General features: G+C 35.5%; 17 protein-coding genes and 1 riboswitch. Of the genes, 4 read left to right on the top strand and 13 right to left on the bottom strand.

The annotated features are described in order from the left end of the window. Positions 1-180: 180 nt before the first annotated feature. Positions 181-1,938: a DNA primase gene (gene dnaG / locus WMO14_RS07650; protein WP_055176617.1), complete on the bottom strand. Its 1,758-nt coding sequence runs from the start codon at positions 1,936-1,938 to the stop codon at positions 181-183. 12 nt (positions 1,939-1,950) lie between these two features. Further along, positions 1,951-2,958 (bottom strand): deoxyguanosinetriphosphate triphosphohydrolase, encoded by a 1,008-nt coding sequence (locus WMO14_RS07645; RefSeq protein ID WP_090141416.1) that lies wholly within the window; start codon positions 2,956-2,958, stop codon positions 1,951-1,953. Positions 2,959-3,301: 343 nt separating this feature from the next. On the opposite strand from WMO14_RS07645, the gene WMO14_RS07640 reads away from it, so the two are divergent. After that, positions 3,302-4,168 (top strand): RpnC/YadD family protein, encoded by an 867-nt coding sequence (locus WMO14_RS07640; RefSeq protein ID WP_349153601.1) that lies wholly within the window; start codon positions 3,302-3,304, stop codon positions 4,166-4,168. Between the two features lie 581 nt (positions 4,169-4,749). Continuing rightward, positions 4,750-5,607, top strand: coding sequence for an RpnC/YadD family protein (locus WMO14_RS07635; RefSeq protein ID WP_349153600.1), 858 nt, complete (start codon positions 4,750-4,752; stop codon positions 5,605-5,607). Positions 5,608-5,740: 133 nt separating this feature from the next. Here WMO14_RS07635 and WMO14_RS07630 read toward each other — a convergent pair whose 3' ends face one another. Then, positions 5,741-7,234 (bottom strand): flagellin N-terminal helical domain-containing protein, encoded by a 1,494-nt coding sequence (locus tag WMO14_RS07630; protein ID WP_349153599.1) that lies wholly within the window; start codon positions 7,232-7,234, stop codon positions 5,741-5,743. A gap of 132 nt (positions 7,235-7,366) precedes the next feature. Further along, positions 7,367-7,693 carry a carbon storage regulator gene (locus WMO14_RS07625; protein WP_055306685.1) on the bottom strand — a complete coding sequence of 109 codons (327 nt, stop codon included), beginning with the start codon at positions 7,691-7,693 and terminating at the stop codon, positions 7,367-7,369. Between the two features lie 83 nt (positions 7,694-7,776). Here WMO14_RS07625 and WMO14_RS07620 point away from each other — a divergent pair, with 83 nt between their 5' ends. Further along, entirely contained in the window at positions 7,777-8,355 is a 579-nt protein-coding gene (locus tag WMO14_RS07620) for a tyrosine-type recombinase/integrase (RefSeq protein ID WP_349153598.1), read from the top strand. Positions 8,356-8,745: 390 nt separating this feature from the next. Here the strand turns inward: WMO14_RS07620 and WMO14_RS07615 are convergent, their stop codons facing one another. Continuing rightward, a complete protein-coding gene (locus WMO14_RS07615; RefSeq protein WP_055176002.1) occupies positions 8,746-10,023 on the bottom strand; it encodes an HlyC/CorC family transporter in 1,278 nt (425 codons plus the stop codon). Between the two features lie 171 nt (positions 10,024-10,194). Here WMO14_RS07615 and WMO14_RS07610 point away from each other — a divergent pair, with 171 nt between their 5' ends. Continuing rightward, entirely contained in the window at positions 10,195-10,551 is a 357-nt protein-coding gene (locus tag WMO14_RS07610; RefSeq protein WP_022501136.1) for a TIGR04086 family membrane protein, read from the top strand. Positions 10,552-10,669: 118 nt separating this feature from the next. On the opposite strand, the gene WMO14_RS07605 is transcribed toward WMO14_RS07610, so the two are convergent. From WMO14_RS07605 to WMO14_RS07570, 8 genes are all read right to left on the bottom strand, one after another. Then, positions 10,670-11,101: an RrF2 family transcriptional regulator gene (locus WMO14_RS07605; RefSeq protein WP_022501137.1), complete on the bottom strand. Its 432-nt coding sequence runs from the start codon at positions 11,099-11,101 to the stop codon at positions 10,670-10,672. 109 nt (positions 11,102-11,210) lie between these two features. Beyond that, entirely contained in the window at positions 11,211-12,941 is a 1,731-nt protein-coding gene (locus tag WMO14_RS07600) for a S8 family peptidase (protein WP_055176005.1), read from the bottom strand. A 144-nt stretch (positions 12,942-13,085) separates the two neighbouring features. Beyond that, positions 13,086-13,490, bottom strand: coding sequence for a hypothetical protein (locus WMO14_RS07595; RefSeq protein ID WP_055176008.1), 405 nt, complete (start codon positions 13,488-13,490; stop codon positions 13,086-13,088). Positions 13,491-13,603: 113 nt separating this feature from the next. Further along, the gene (gene yfcE, locus WMO14_RS07590) at positions 13,604-14,146 is read right to left on the bottom strand and encodes a phosphodiesterase (RefSeq protein ID WP_022501140.1); all 543 of its coding nucleotides are present in this window, start codon (positions 14,144-14,146) and stop codon (positions 13,604-13,606) included. Positions 14,147-14,205: 59 nt separating this feature from the next. Beyond that, a complete protein-coding gene (locus WMO14_RS07585; protein ID WP_022501141.1) occupies positions 14,206-14,820 on the bottom strand; it encodes a folate family ECF transporter S component in 615 nt (204 codons plus the stop codon). Positions 14,821-14,880: 60 nt separating this feature from the next. Next, a riboswitch (THF riboswitch) is annotated at positions 14,881-14,977 on the bottom strand. Between the two features lie 79 nt (positions 14,978-15,056). Next, complete coding sequence (locus tag WMO14_RS07580) at positions 15,057-15,737, bottom strand: hypothetical protein (protein WP_055176011.1); 681 nt, start codon at positions 15,735-15,737, stop codon at positions 15,057-15,059. Positions 15,738-15,751: 14 nt separating this feature from the next. Further along, the gene (locus WMO14_RS07575; RefSeq protein ID WP_055176015.1) at positions 15,752-16,447 is read right to left on the bottom strand and encodes a hypothetical protein; all 696 of its coding nucleotides are present in this window, start codon (positions 16,445-16,447) and stop codon (positions 15,752-15,754) included. Positions 16,448-16,580: 133 nt separating this feature from the next. Beyond that, a complete protein-coding gene (locus tag WMO14_RS07570) occupies positions 16,581-17,219 on the bottom strand; it encodes an epoxyqueuosine reductase QueH (RefSeq protein ID WP_022501144.1) in 639 nt (212 codons plus the stop codon). Between the last annotated feature and the right edge of the window lie 3 nt (positions 17,220-17,222).

Raw genomic sequence — 17,222 nt, 5'->3', positions numbered from 1 at the left:
TCTTCTTCTGTAAGTTCAGCTTCTGCACCTTCCTTGCCTTTTCTTGGCTTCTTGGCTGTGCTCTTAGCACTATCTTCGTCTGATTTCTTCTTTCTTGTTGCTTTTTTAGTTTCTTTTACTTCTTCTTCGATTAAGTTTTCTTTCTTATCTGCCATTACAATGGTCCACCTTTCGCATATATTACAAATTAATATGAATATTATTAAGCTTCATCTGCTGATTGATAATGTCCTGCATAGCTCTTGCATCTGTAGCATTATCAAGCTTAGTATCAAGACTATTCTTCTTGACCTTTATAACTGTATCATTAAGCGTCTTCTCCCTCTCAAGCTTGTTAAGGGAGTCACTTAATTCTGCACTAAACATAGCCGCTATTTCATTGTGCATACTTGTATCCATATATGAACTGATAATCGCCGCAGGATTAATCTGCCCAGTCTCGTATTGTTCATATATCTTAGCTGCTACATCTTTAAATACCGGATCTACAAAATCATCAGGACTTATAAACTTACTGACCTTCTCATAAATGTCACCATCTTCAATCATCCACGTCAGCAAAATCTTCTCTGCCTGTCTTACACCATTTTCGCGTTTCTTCCTTATAGGAGTATTCTCCTTAGCCGTATATGTGTCGTGCTTTGCCATAATGCCTTCATTGCTTCCAAGCCTTATGACCATATCCCTCATTCCGTCTTCCGGAATCATATACTGCCTGCACACCGCCTTAAGATAATTCTCCCTCTCAAGCTTTTCCTTAAATACAACAAGCCTGGAAGCTACTTCTTTCTCAAATGACGTTTCGCCCTCAGGATCACTTCTGTTATAATTCTTCTCTATTATTCCAATTTCATACATAAAGCTGTTCTGTGCCTTATCTATTCTGTCCTGAAAGCTTTCTGTACCTAATGCCTTGATGAATTCATCAGGGTCTTTATATGGCCGCATATTAATAACTCTTGTGGACAAACCTGCCTCTTTAAGTATCGGAATTGCCCTTAACGCAGCTTTCACACCTGCCTCATCACTATCATAGGTTATAAGAACATTGTCAGTATACCTTTTCATAAGTCGTGCGTGTCCCGGTGTCAGTGCCGTTCCAAGCGATGCCACTGCCTGCGTAAATCCAGCCTGATGAAGGGATATTACATCCATATAGCCCTCACATATTATAAGGTTATTCTTTCTTGCTGTTCTTGCCGCATTTAGCCCATACAAATTCCTGCTTTTATCAAACAGCTTGGTCTCTGGCGAATTAAGATACTTAGGTTTCGCATCTCCCATTACTCTTCCGCCAAAGCCTATAACCTTATTATTAATATCCATTATAGGGAATATTACCCTGTTCCAGAACTTATCCCTCACACCTTTTTCGTATGTAAAAAGACCCGATTCTTTTAGAATCCCATCATCATAACCTTTATCCTTTAACATACGATACAGCTCACCCGTTGACTGCGGTGCATATCCCAGTCCAAAGCTGTTGATAGTCTTATCCGACAGACCTCTCTTTACAAGGTAATCAAGCCCTGACTTTCCAGCTTCTGACTTTAACTGATGATAATAATAAGTCGCCGCTATTTTATTAATCTCCAAAAGCCTTGTCTTTATATCCCTGTCTTTTCTGTCCTCTGCGGAATAATCTGTCTCAGGAAGTTCCATTCCTGCACGTTCTCCAAGCATTTTTACTGCTTCTGGAAATGTATAATTCTCATATTCCATTACAAATGTTATTACATTTCCTCCAACTCCACAGCCAAAACAGTGATACATCTGCTTCGTGCCAGACACAGAAAATGATGGCGACTTCTCATTATGGAATGGACAAAGCCCAACATATGAACTTCCATTTTTCTTAAGTTTTATATATCCTGAAATAACATCAACTATATCATTTCTTGATATTACCTCTTCTATTACTTCACTTGAATACATTATTAACTCTTCTTTCTAGCCTTTCCAGGCTTTAGGAACAAATATATTCTCAAACCTGCTTATAGAATACTGGTCGCTCATTCCTGCTATATAATCGCATACAACCCGCTCTGGCTTCTCGCCTCTTTCATATATGAAGCGTTTGTAATTGTCAGGAAGCTCCTCAATATTATCAATATAATAATTATAAAGTTCTGTTATGAGCTTGCACACCTTAACTTCCTCGCTCTTTGCGGCTGGATTGGTATACAATTTGTCAAACATAAACTGCCTTAAATCTGTCATCGCCTTATGTACCGTATCAGACATTATAATATCATCCTTGTCAATACTGCACTTTATTATATCGCTTATAAGCGTATTAAGCCTGCTCTTGGTAGTTGTTCCCAACACGTCTGTATATTCCTTAGGTATATAGTCCTCGGAAAATATCCTTGCCCTTATGGCATCATCTATATCGTGGTTGATGTATGCAATCTTATCGGAAAGCCTTACTACCTTGCCTTCCAGCGTTGATGGGCGGCCTGCTGTTCTATGATTAACAATGCCATCTCTTACTTCCCACGTAAGATTAAGTCCTGCTCCATCTTTTTCCAAGAATTCAACAACTCTTATGCTCTGCCTGTAATGACTGAACCCTAACGGACATATCTCATTAAGCGTTCTCTCACCTGCGTGTCCAAATGGCGTATGCCCCAGATCATGTCCCAGTGCAATAGCTTCTGTCAAATCTTCGTTAAGTCTTAACGCTCTTGAAATGCTTCTTGCTATCTGGGCAACCTCCAGCGTATGGGTAAGTCTTGTCCTGTAATGATCTCCCTCTGGTGCAAGAAATACCTGTGTCTTATGCTTCAGTCTTCTAAATGACTTACTATGTAATATTCTATCCCTGTCCCTTTGATAAATCGTGCGCATATCGCACTGTGGCTCTGGCTTATCCCTGCCCCTTGATTCATCACTGAAACTGGCATATGGACTCATATACTCGTGTTCTCTGCTCTCCTGCTGTTCTCTGATATTCATACTTCACCCTCATTTCTGCGCAATACATAATCACGCATACAAACGCCAAAAAACTGCCTACTTTTTAAATATTCAACAAAAACAGATAATTTCCTTTTTTTATTTTTCATCTTTTTAGTATTGCATTTGTATTGTATGTATGTTATATATAATATATATTACGCGTAATATTTTATTATAATGATATATCATTAGTCTTAATTATCTAGTGCATAGCCAGCACAAATAACAATATTGTTCTTCTTGTCATAACTTTTTCCCGATGATAGAATATAGACATAATGACACGAATTACACTAATGTAGACGATTTAACTGTTACCACCCTTAAAGGTGGCGTGTATATGAAGTATAAAAACGATGCTTCATTTGTGTTCGGGCAGGATTTGTATATGTTTGAACAGCAGTCAAGCCGTAACCCTAATATGCCGTTGCGATTTCTACATTATTTATCTGACGTGTACAGGCAGATGTACAACAATAGTGATTTGCACAGGAGTACAACGCTTAAAATTCCAGTACCACATTTTGTTACATTTTATAACGGTAAACAGCCGCTTGAAGCAGAGAGTATTCTTCGATTATCTGATATGTATGAGAAGGAAATTGACTGTCCAGAGTTAGAGCTTATGGTAAGGGTTATTAATATTAACACGGGAGCTATTATTAATAAAAAATTATTGGACACTGAAAAGAACCATATTATTAATGGTACTAATCAATCAGATGAGTTTCATAATTCTAATAATAAAGTCAGTTCAGATAACACTAATTCATTTACATACAGCTCTGAATTTCTTTCTAAATGCGAAACTCTTAAGGACTATATGTCATTCGTTAATAAAGTGCGTGTTAAGACAGATGTTGAAAGGCTTGATATCCGTACTGCTGTTACCGAAGCGGTTGATGAGTGTATTGCTGAGAATGTATTGTCGGAATTTTTTAGAAATCACAGGGAGGAAGTGATTGCTGTAAGCATTTATGAATACGATGAGGAAGGTCATCTTGAAATCGTTAAGGAAGAAGGCAGGCAATTGGGTATCGCTGAGGGTAGACAACTTGGACTTGCAGAAGGCTTAAATAAAGGTATCAATGCTTTTATAAAACTATGTAAAGATATGAACCTATCAGATGATGACATCGTTAATAAACTGATTGAAGATTACCAGCTATCCAAAGATGAAGCTGTCAAAGCCTTAAAGAACCATTAACTACTTGTGTATATAACACTTTAACCTAGGTACAACACTCAATATAATTCAGTTATAAATATTGGGTGTTGTATGTAAATAATCTTTATTTACAGATAATCTTATAACATTTTATATATTAAATATTAATGCTACATAGACTATTTATAAATATCTATATCAAATATCCAGCTATCATATTTAACAATCAATAAAACAACCACTTATAATGCAACATTTTTAATATGCTTGTCATACATATTTACTAATGATAATATAAAGATATGAATTCTTCAATTTAAAGTAATTGTGTTTTATTGAACTAAATATGATATCTAACATTATTTACCAAGATTGGAGAACTTATGAGAAAATTAAATAATTATACTAACAATACTAAGCAAGCTTTACACCCACAAAATAACAGTATAAATGCTGGTGCAATCAGACAATCAACTGAAATAAGGCAATATAAAGACAATGTATTCTGTCTTTTATATAGGGATAAGAATAATCTGCTTGACCTTTATAATGGATTAAATGACACAAATTACACTAATGTAAACGATTTAACTGTTACCACCCTTAAAGGTGGCGTATATATGAAGTATAAAAACGATGCTTCATTTGTGTTCGGGCAGGATTTGTATATGTTTGAACAGCAGTCAAGCCGTAATCCTAATATGCCGTTGCGATTTCTGCACTATTTATCTGATGTATACAGACAGATGTATAACAATAGTGATTTGCACAGGAGTACAACGCTTAAAATTCCAGTACCGCATTTCGTTACATTTTATAATGGAAAGCAGCCGCTTGAAGCAGAAAGTATTCTTCGATTATCGGATATGTATGAGAAGAACATAGATTGTCCGGAGTTGGAGCTTATGGTAAGGGTTATTAATATTAACACTGATAATAATGCGGGTAATAAATCCCGTACTTTTAATTCTAATATTAATGATAATTCTGTTAGCAATTCTAATATACATACATATAGTTCTGAATTTCTTTCTAAATGCGAAACGCTTAAGGACTATATGATATTTGTTAATAAAGTGCGTGTTAAGACCGATGTTGAGAAGATTGATATCCGCACTGCTGTTACTGAGGCAGTTGATGAATGTATAGCTGAAAATGTATTGTCTGAATTTTTTAGAAATCACAGGGAGGAAGTGATTACTGTGAGCATTTATGAATATGACGAAGAAGGTCATCTTGAAATCGTTAAGGAAGAAGGACGGCAATTGGGTATCGCTGAGGGTAAACAGCTCGGATTGGCTCAAGGTAGACAAATTGGATTTAATGAGGGCAAGCAACTCGAACTTACCAAAGGTATCAACGCTTTTATCAAATTATGCAAAGATATGAACCTATCAGATGATGACACTGTTAATAAACTCATTGAAGATTACCAACTATCCAAAGATGAAGCTGTCAACGCTGTAAAGAATTATTAATACAAAAACAACCCCAACATATGTGCATGGAACATATTGCGGGGTTGTTTTTATGTAATTTTTAATAATCTAATTTTGATTATTCAGGCTTTTTTATTTTGCTTGATTAACCTAGTAGTAATACGCTAATTGATTACTGAAGAAGTGTAAGAACACCCTGGTTAGACTGATTAGCCTGTGCAAGCATAGACTGTCCAGCCTGTGCAAGAATGTTGTTCTTGCTGTAGTTAACCATTTCTTCTGCCATATCTGTATCACGGATACGTGACTCAGCTGTCTGAAGGTTCTCAGAAGCTGTATCAAGGTTATTGATTGTATGCTCAAGTCTGTTCTGAACAGCACCCATCTTACCTCTTGCAGCAGATACCTTCTTGATAGCTGCATCAATAGTTGTTGTAGCTGTCTTAGCACTCTCCTGAGAGCTTAAGTCTACTGCCTTTCCACCAACACCAAGTGCATCAGCACTCATATCATCAAGTGTAAAGCTCATTGTCTGACCTTCGTTAGCACCAATCTGAAGTGTAATACCGTTACCTGTATTAGATGTACCAGCCTTTAAGCTAATATTTCCATTCGCATCTGCTTCAGCACTAATACCAGTCTTTGAGTTGATTAACTTAGCCATAGAATCTGCTTCTGCAGGTTTTATTGTAGCAGCAGCTGTTTCAATATAATTAACATCCTTATAATCATCACCTAATTTAGTTGCATCTGTTACATATGCGAATTTCTGTCCATTAACAGTAAAGATTGCATCTTCAATATTACCTGTTCCATCATATGCCTTATAATCTTTACTCAACTTAGAGTAAGCATCTGTACCTGCAATTACTGTCGCTGCTTTTGCTGCGGCAGTACCCTGCTGTGTTAATACAACATTAGATGATACACCTTCCTCTTTAGATGTAAATTTAATCTGCTTATTTGTTGTATCATATGATATATCAAATGTATCAGCTAAATCAGTTTCCTTTAATGCTTTTACTATAGAGGCTCCATCTGCATTTTCATCTGCTCCACCTGTAAACTTAACAGTTGTTGTAGATGCATTACCATTTTTATCCATAACGGTTACTGAATAAGAAGACTCTTTTCCGTCACCGGCCGGTGTAATCGCAGCAGCCGTTGATTCACCTGTTGTTGCTTTTTCAGTTGTAAGAAGATTAGCAGAGCTCTTGCTTACAGAAGCCTCCACTTTGCTTCCTGACTGAGAACCATCAAGTAACTTCATAGTATTGAATTCTGTTGTATCAGAGATTCTTGTTAATTCACTCTGAAGCTGTTCGATTTCGTTCTGTACTGCTTCTCTATCGTCATCTGTTTCTGTACCATTTGAAGCCTGTACTGCAAGCTCTCTCATTCTCTGAAGGATTGAGTGTGATTCATTTAAAGCACCTTCAGCTGTCTGGATAAGTGAAATACCATCCTGAGCATTTGTTGAAGCCTGATTAAGACCTCTAATCTGACCTCTCATCTTCTCTGAAATTGAAAGTCCAGCAGCATCATCTGCGGCACGATTGATTCTGTAACCTGATGATAACTTCTCTGTTGATTTTGACTGTGCAGATGAAACTCCGCTTAACATTCTGTTAGCATTCATAGCTGACATATTGTGTTGTACTACCATAGTGTGTACCTCCGTGTAAAATATAATATTTGTTTGGGAATCCGTTCCCATCTCCCTTACCGGGAATGTATTAGAACTGCTGGCATCAGCCTTAACAGTTAATACGCATATATAATAAACAGCGTTACCATGCTAACTCTGTATATTATCCTGACTGATGTCCTCTTTCCTATCTACAACCTGCTTATTCATCTTCTTATCTTCCCTTATAAGCCTGCGGATTTTAGAAAGTGTTTCCGGAGAAAGTCCGCGTTCCGCATAATATGGAGATATATAGCGGGACTCTTTCTTGTCCGAATTGGCAGTATTTCTTGCAAGAACCTTGCTTCTTACAATGTTGAGTTCCCTTGGGGCATCTATTAAAAGATGAATGTTCCCTTCTGAGCCTCCTGAATAGATAACCCTTACATCATCACCGATGTTGATGTACTCGCCGGGTTTGATTGTGAGCTTAAGCACATTAACCTCCTTGTCTATGCAACAAATTATTTCAAAATGTTGCATCAAATGTTGTATGCTATATGGTGAATGGAGGTATAAATATGAGCACAGCACAACCGATAAGAAATATTGATGAGCTGGAAGCATTTCGCAGATTTTATCTGGATAATGAGCCCAACTTAAGAAACTATGCCCTTATATGTTTAGGGGTAAATTCAGCATTAAGAATTAGTGATTTGCTCGAATTACGATGGAAAGATGTCTATGACATCAAGGAAAAACATTTTAGGAAGCATCTCGTAACAACCGAGAAAAAGACTGGTAAGGAGACACGGATAGCAATTAACAAAAGCACAAGAAAAGGGTTATCTAGGTATATGGAGAGCCTTGATGACGTAACAGGGGAGGGGTATATATTCCCAGGGAGATACAATAATACTGCATTAAGCCGTTCGCAGGCATTCCGTATTATCAAACACGCGGCTGATATTCTTAATCTTGAAAACGGAATAAGCTGCCATTCAATGCGTAAAACCTTCGGGTATTATGCTTGGAAATGTGGAACACCTCCTGCAATTCTTATGGATATCTATAACCATTCATCTTATGAGATAACTAAAAGATACTTAGGAATTAAGCAGGACGATAAAGATTCTGTATTTTTAAAGGTTAATCTTTGAAAAGTTTCTAAAAAAGTCAATTTTTTTATAAAAAGGGGTAAAGTAATATGAAAAATAGACGATATAGAATATGTAAATAAGAATAAGATATTAATAATGGATGCAACATCTTGAAATAAAATGTTGCATCGTTTTTTATATAATGCTTGAATACACAACAAAATATGAAATAAAAATATGAAATAAAAATATACAACAAAAAATGTGACTAAGCATTTACTTAATCACATTCTTCTATAAGTATATTAATTATATTCATATCAGTGTACTAAGCCTCTGATATGATATTTTCTGACTTTGTTATAATATCCAGCAATTCTTGTACAGCCTTTCAGTGCATATAAAGTTCCACAAAGAGCTTTTAAGATTAACACTTTGGTGTTCATTATATTATCTGTCATTAGTGTCTTTATTATCCGGCTGTATCTTTAATATAACTGACTCTGCCCTATTTACCGAAGAACGTTCAACAAACAGCCATACATTATCAATTGTCAGCTTATCCCCGGCTTTAGGTATTCTGTCAAGCTTTTCTGATATAAATCCACCAAGCGAGTCATTATCCTGTGAGTACAACTTAGTTCCAAGCTCACTATTAATGTCATCAAGCTTGCACGATGCATTAATTCGATATGTATTATCCCTTATCTTAGTCATATCGTCTTTCTCATCTGTATCATACTCATCTCTGATTTCACCAACAATTTCCTCAAGCAAATCCTCAGTTGTTATCATACCAGCTATCTGTCCGTATTCATCAAGAACAATTGCAATACTGTATCTGTTAAGCTGCATTTCTTTAAACAGCTCAGATGTATTCTTATGTTCGTATGTAAAAAATGGTTTTCTCATTATATCTCTTATATTAAAGGTTTCGTCTTTTTTATCACCGACTATCAAATCTTTAATATTAAGTATGCCGATTACATTATCTGAATCATTCTCGTATATCGGTATTCTTGTATACATTGTACTTTTAAATAATGTAATTATATCTTCATAAGATGAATTAACATCTGCAACTGTCATATCAATTCTTGGAATCATAACGTCTTTAACGCTTGTATCTCCAAAGTCAAACAGATTATCAATAATCTGTCTTTCATCTTTCTCGATAATTCCTTCTTCATGGCTTACCTTTACTATTGTACGAAGCTCTTCCTCAGTAATAGTTGAATTCTTATCATTAGATTTAATACCAAATATTCTTAATACTCCGCCAGCAAGATGATCAACTATAAATATCACTGGTGTCAATATAACCATAAGACCATATATAATTGGTGCATATAATAATGTAAGCTTAACAGAATAATATGTAGCAAGATTCTTTGGGGTTATTTCTCCGAATAAAAGAACGAAAAGTGTAAGAACACCAGTTGCTATTCCTGTAGCATAGCTTCCCCATACCTTTATTGTAAATGTAGTAACAAGTGCTGAGCAGGAAATATTAACAATGTTATTACCTATAAGTACGGCACTTAGCAGCTTTCCAGAATCATCTATAATCTTAGCAACTAAAGCTGCACGTTTGTTGCCCTCATCCATAAGCGAACGAATTTTCATCTTGCTTACAGTCATAAATGATGTCTCAGCTGACGAGAAAAATGCCGAAAGAAATAATAAAATAATAATAGTTATAAGTTGAATATAACTGTCCGTATCCAAGGAATTATTCCTCCATTCTTTTTATAAAATAATATTTATATACAACACTTTAATTTGTGTGTTATATTTTAATATATTACAGTATTAATAATACAGATGTCAAGTTGAATGAATATTATCAAATATATGGACATAAGCTTGTAAAGAATATATATAGATTGGAAATGCTGTATGAACAAATTAATTGGAATACTAAAGACCTTAATAGCGGGTTACATTATAACAATTGCTTTACTGATAATTATATCTATATGTATGTATAAAATGTCACTTAGCAATAACATAATAAGCATATGTATTACTGCCGCCTATGGTATCAGCACATTTGCCGGTGGACTTATATTAGGACACATAAGAAAATGCAACCGTCTTATATGGGGAATACTCTATGGTATTATATACTTCTGCATTTTATGTGTTATCTCTGTTGCCATTAATCAGGGTTCTGGCTTTGATATTGCTTCTGCTGCAAAATGTATTGGCATATGCTGTGCCTGCGGCGGTGCTGGTGGCTTTTTTTCCCCATAGATAAGCCCTGTCCGAAAGATAATAAATACGTCAAGACATTTATTATCTATAACAGATAAAGCCTGCTATTACATAAAATATGCCAGACTGGCACTCAAGTGACATTCTGGCATATATATTAAATAACATAGTTATCAATTCCATTACCAGAATTAATAAGGTCTGCTATTGTTATCTTGTTAAAGTAATCATTGATTGTCTTCTCAAAATTCTCCCACATAGTAATTGTCTTGCACTCTTCAAGCTTAGGACACTTATTAGGCTTGCTCTCAAGACAGGCAACAGGTGCTAAAGAACCTTCTGTACACTGTAATACGCTTAATACTGTGTATTCCTCTGGACGCCTTGAAAGCTTATATCCACCACCCTTTCCTCTTAATGATATAAGAAAATCATTCTTGCTTAATAAAGAAACAATTGATTCTAAATATTTCTCTGAAATTCCTTGTCTTTCAGCTATATCCATAAGTGTTATATATTCGCCATTATCGTGTTCTGCTAAATCTATCATAACCCTTAATGCATATCTGCCTTTTGTTGATATCTTCATCTAAATCCTCCATTCTTAAATATAACAGTCTTAAGTACAATGGACTTATTATATTTCTCATTCATATAAACATACTATACCACAATGTTTGTATGAATTTCAAGATGATTTATAAAATTTTATTAAGCGTATTCTTAAGACACACCTCTCCCCAGCCTGTACGCGGGTCTGGCTGATTATCGTTTCGTGTAATCCCAACAAGTCCTACTGGCTTAGAACCATCAATAAGAGCTGCCTTTAATTTCTCGCCATACATAAACCTGTCATTGCCCATAACTATTCCCCACTGCATAAGAAGTGCCGCCGCACCTGTAACAACCGGAACTGCATAAGATGTGCCTGTAACATTTCTATATGTAATATCATTCCCCCTCTGCCTTGCAATACTTATATCGACACCTGGTGCTGTGATATCCGGCTTAACCCCTGCATTAACATTTCTTATGCTATTATCAAATCCCCGTCCCGAAAATGCTGCATAAGAATTCGTGTATGCATTATACGCCCCAACTGCTATACAGTTTCTTGCCGTTGCAGGTATTGTAATCGTCCCATCAGCTGTAGGATTATTAAATGCTGTTGCATAACCAAGTGCCTGACTTGACGGAAGCCATATATTATATTCACCTGCCCTTATACTTCCTGCCATCAACACTATCTGCCATATACCTGATAATATATAATCAGTCTTTGGAATAAGATTAATATATATTTCCTGATATATATTATATGGAGATGGTTCACCAAGCAATGTTATAATCTCAGTATTGTATGTTTCATACCTGTTAATTCTCCCCTCAGTTATTATTCCAATCTGTTCGCCACGCGGATTGATTAACATTACATCAATTGTATCCCAGTAATTCTTCCATATCTGGATATCTATGGCACTCTGATATTCACCAACACTAAGATACGCTGTCTGTACCTGTCCGGTATTAATAATCCCCCCAAAATGTATCGCTTTATCTGCTTCATTGCCACTCCCTACACATATAACACACCTGTAGCTTTTGGATATATCATCAATAAAGCTCTCTAATAACGTATTACCATTATGTGCACCATAATTACAGCCATAACTTATATTAACTGCCACAGGCTTTCTGTATTCAATTGCTTTTCTTATAATATAATCAATTGCATCCATAAGGCTTGTTGTCCTTGGAAACTGGTTATTAATAGAATATCCCATTTTAACTGCTATAATATCAGCCTCGTAAGCAACGCCCAAACTGCCTGCCGCTATATACGAAACATCCGTTCCATGCATTATGTTATCAACCCCTGGAGCATTATCATAAGAAAATGTACCGCCTGATAAATCCTCATTAAGCCTTATATACTCATCAATCGACTGTTTATCGTATTTCTCACCTGTCGTCTGGTCATATATGTTAAGTATTCTTGTAGTCCCATCAGAATTCCTGAAAGCATTATCAAATATATCTATCCCTGTATCAATCACTCCGACAATAACACCTTTTCCTGATAAAATGTTCCCATCCGCCCTCACGCTTCCTACACATGCGGCTGTCTTAGTGCGTTCTATCTGATAATAAAGACTCTTAGGCTTTTCCACATAATCTATGACATCTTCCTGCGATATAAGTTCTATTGTAGCTTTATCAGCCACTATAATTGCATAATAATTAAGAAGCTCTTTGATATATACGTTATATCTGTTTCGTATACTCTCAAGACTTCCTGAATATTTAACTATTATCTCCCATGTATTATCACGCCAGTTATAACCTGTACTAAGGCTGTCAGCTTTTCTTAATTCGTCTTCTGTGGCATCTAAAGATACATTCAATATATTTTCAAGCTTCTGGTTCATATTCAAATCGTCCGGCATTACAATAGATAAATAATTGCCATTTTTCTTCTACAATAATGCCGCTGGCAATTCTTTCACTATATTCCATTAATTATATTCACCATAATATAAGTAAAGACCTGATTCAAGTCTTTACACTTTAAATCAGGTCTTCTTAATAAATTCTATTCTGCACTTTGGACATTTAATACTTATCCTGCCTTTTCCTCTAGGCACCCTTATCTTCTGTGAACAACTTGGACACTTAAATATCTTATGTGTCTTATTGTCTTTAATTATATATTTAATTCTGTTAATCTTTCCCACTACTTTATAATGGAAAGACAGGTATTTCTCATTCTCTTTGCTTCTTTTAGATATATTACGCGAAAATACCCTAAAATATGTATATATTATTCCTGCAAGTGCTATGGCATATAATACATTGCTTCTGCTAAACATTGTTATAACCAGTAACACAAGACATATTAAAGATAAATTTCTTGACAATTGATCCATGCCATATCTTCCATACATAAATCTTGCAAATTTATCCTTGAAACCATTCATAAACAATCCAGCCTTTCACATTTCTCAATAATTATCATCAAATAATACTCTATCATATACTTTTGCAAAAGCAATTAAAAATATATAAAGAATTATTAAAAGGCTGTTATAGTTTAATATTTCTGTTCCATATATACATTACCATCAAGGTCTTTCCAGTAGAACTTATCATCAAGTATCATATAGCTGTGAGCTGAGTTCTCCTTAGGGATAGATACTGAACCTGGGTTCATATATATATATCCATCTCTCTTTTCACACTTTGGAACGTGTGTATGTCCGCATAAAAGGATATCGCCATCATTTAACGCCGGAATATTCTTTTCATCAAGCTTGTGTCCGTGTGCTAATACTATTGAACGGCCATTAAAATTAACATATGCCTGTTCACATAACACATTAAAATCAAGCACCATCTGATCTACCTCTGTATCACAATTACCTCTTACACATATTATCTTATTGCGCAGGGGATTAAGCATTGCGATAACTTCTTTGGGAGCATATTCTTTAGGAAGATCATTTCTTGGTCCGTGATAGAGTATATCTCCAAGAAGAACTAATCTTTCTGCGTTCTCCTCCTTGAATCTGTCTAACATTAATCTGCAATAATATGCAGAACCGTGAATATCTGATGCTATCATTATCTTTGACATAACTTTCTTCCTTTCCGTGCTGATGTACTGTCCATTAATATTCTTTTATCAACATATTTTTATTCATAAATTTTATTATTAATGTATTTAATAAATCCTAATACATAATATGTCAGTATAATGTTAATTGGAAGCTGTATCATATTCTTAGCAAAACGTATTGATAAGTAAAATGCGAAGCCCTTTCCATACATTATACTGCACCAGTAAGTTCCAAGTAATACATTTACAAGTAATGTATCAATTGTAAGTGCCGCTGCACATCTTAAAAGGAACTTAAAGTCTATAATCCTTAATATACCTTTCTTCTGACCCTGTTCATCATACTTTTCAGCTACCTTCATATTACAGCCATAAAAGAACAGACCATATATAAATCCAGCTAATGCCGCACTTATTGTCCAGCCAGGAAAATATGCACCTGTAGGCTTAATAACAAACTGAATCAAATCTCCAAGTCCACCACACACAAAGCCCATAACTGGACCAAACATATATCCTATTGCACAGTTGGCAAGAAAGGATACTGAAATTCTAAGTGTTGGTGTTACCTGAATTGATACAAACACAGCTAATACTGTGTGCAGAGCTATCAATAATGCCGCGGCAACTATTGACTTAATGCTCTTGAATTCTTTTGCAGAAAATGCAAAATTTCTTAATAAAATTGACATAAAAAAACCTCCTTTGCAGTAATCTTCGCTCTACATAGGAGGTTATTCGCCGTAGTATGTAGCAGCGGGATGCGGATTATGTATCGCAAGAAAACTTTTCGTCCAAATGGCAACTCCCTGTCCAAATGGCACTTAACGCACATATTCCTACTCTGCTTTTTTATTATTGTTCAAGCGTTATTATATACATACGCTTTACTGTTGTAAAGCGTTTTTTTGTATTTTTATTCATACATTTATCTTGCTATCCTCTGGACAGCCGGAATTTTATAATCTGAAGCGTAGCTTAAAAACTGCTGTAAACTATTCTGTGTCTTATACATATCAAGTATCTTCTTCATAAAAGCTATCGTGCTTTTCTTATATTTCATATGTAAAAGCACATTTACAGCCGCCTCATCATTATAGCTGCCTGCAAACTGCTTGGCATACCTTGCAAACTTCAGCTTATCTAAATTCTCGATATTATGATAATTCTGCAAAATCTCCAAAGCCTCAAGCACTTTGGAATTCTCAAAATCCAGATCAACCTCTGGTCTTTTAACTATTATATTGCCAAGCTCACAGGTTCTTGTTCTTATCACAGTTGAATACAGCTCTATCTTATCGCCCTTGTAAGATGATATCATATACTTGTTATACAGCCTGTAGCCTATAAACATTCCACTGTCGTTATTATCTCCAAAGAAATAATTAAGCAGTAATTCTTCTATGTTCTTATCACCATCAGATGTCTTAATATACATTCCTTTTCCAGCTCTTAAAATGTAACCATCCTCGCACAGTCTTTCTATAGACCTGAAAAAAGCATCGTGGCTCATCCTGGTAAATCCCTGTTCATACATTGCATTAGCAACTACAACCGTACCTTCTGGAATATTATCAAAATATTCAATCATTTTATCCCTGAACTTCATACGCTTTATCCTGACTACTTAACTTCTTCAAGATTAATAGTTTCTGTGTTGTCCTCAGTAGTATCAGCGTTATCTGCAGGCTTAAAGCCGTCTTCTGACTTAACTGTTTCTTCTGACACAGCCTCTTTCTCGCTCTTGTTAATAACTTTTACGTCTACATCTCCTGACTCTGGAAATGCTTCTTCTTCATCAAAATCATCTTCTGCTAATATATCTTCTACATCATCGTCGTCCACATAAAAATTAACAGGAATAATATCAACCTTGCTTAATGTTGCTTTTCCAATTACATATACTGTATGAATTCCTTCTTCATCAACATTTTCTACAAGATTATGAACACCTGCTATTCTCTTTTCTATGTCACACGCCACATTAACACCCTCTGGAAGAATGATTGTGACATTACTGCATACACTTTCAAAATTAATGTATACATCTTTTTCAAATACAGCAAGACCAAGGTCAAGAGTTGTATTAGAAGCTACTGACTTTATCTCACAGCCAACAAATTCCTCGTCTTCTACTTCAACAACCTTCTTCTCACATATTGCATTATATTTGCGGACCTCAAGATCTGCACTATCCTGTTCTTCCTTTGTATAACGGCTCTTAGTTGTCTTATACTTCTCGTATGCAACTTTACCAGCAACTACTACCGCACCAATACCTACTGCTGCCTTAACAATGCCTGATTTCTTCTTAGCCATAATTATTCCTCCTTATTATACTCTGTCTGGTTAATGATAACATACTATAATATGACACCGGTGTCAAAATATATAACCCTTCGTCACTAATTATAGGTGTTGCCACTGTGGCACCACCTGACTGTGCATATATTTATTTGCTCATTAATATCTGCTGTCTTGAATATACACAGCCGCAGTAATTCTGTCTGTATAATCCATATTCCTTTGACAGCTCAATAGACCTCTTATAACCTTCCTGCTTCTTAAAATCCGAAAGCAGGTAATTAACACCATATTCTTCCTGAAGCTTTAAGCCTGTCTCATTAAGCTTTACACTGTTCTTTAATGGGCTGATTGTAAGAGTTGTTGTAAAATAATCATACGCCTCTGCCTTGGCAAGTTCTGCTGTCTTTCTTAATCTTAATTCATAACATTTAAAACAACGCTTACCGCCTTCTGGCTCTTTCTCAAGACCCTTAACTTCCTTAAAGAATACATCCGGTTCGTAATCACCCTCGATGAATTCAACTTTGTTAGGGGTATCAAATTCTTTTATAAATCTTATCTGCTCTGCAACTCTTTTCTTATATTCCTCATCACTTGATATATTCGGATTATAATAAAATACTGTAACCATAAAATACTTCGATAGAACTTCAATACAGTTACTACTGCAAGGTGCACAACAGCTATGTAATAATAATCTTGGTACTTTTCCTTCTTTTTGAAGCTGTCCTGCAAGCTTTAGCATTTCCTTATGGAAGTTTCTATTCTCAAATGGTACTGCCATAAA

Source organism: Lachnospira rogosae (ex Hitch et al. 2025), assembly GCF_040096455.1.
GTDB classification, from domain to species: Bacteria; Bacillota; Clostridia; order Lachnospirales; family Lachnospiraceae; genus Lachnospira; species Lachnospira rogosae.
This window is presented reverse-complemented; position numbering and strand designations above follow the sequence as displayed.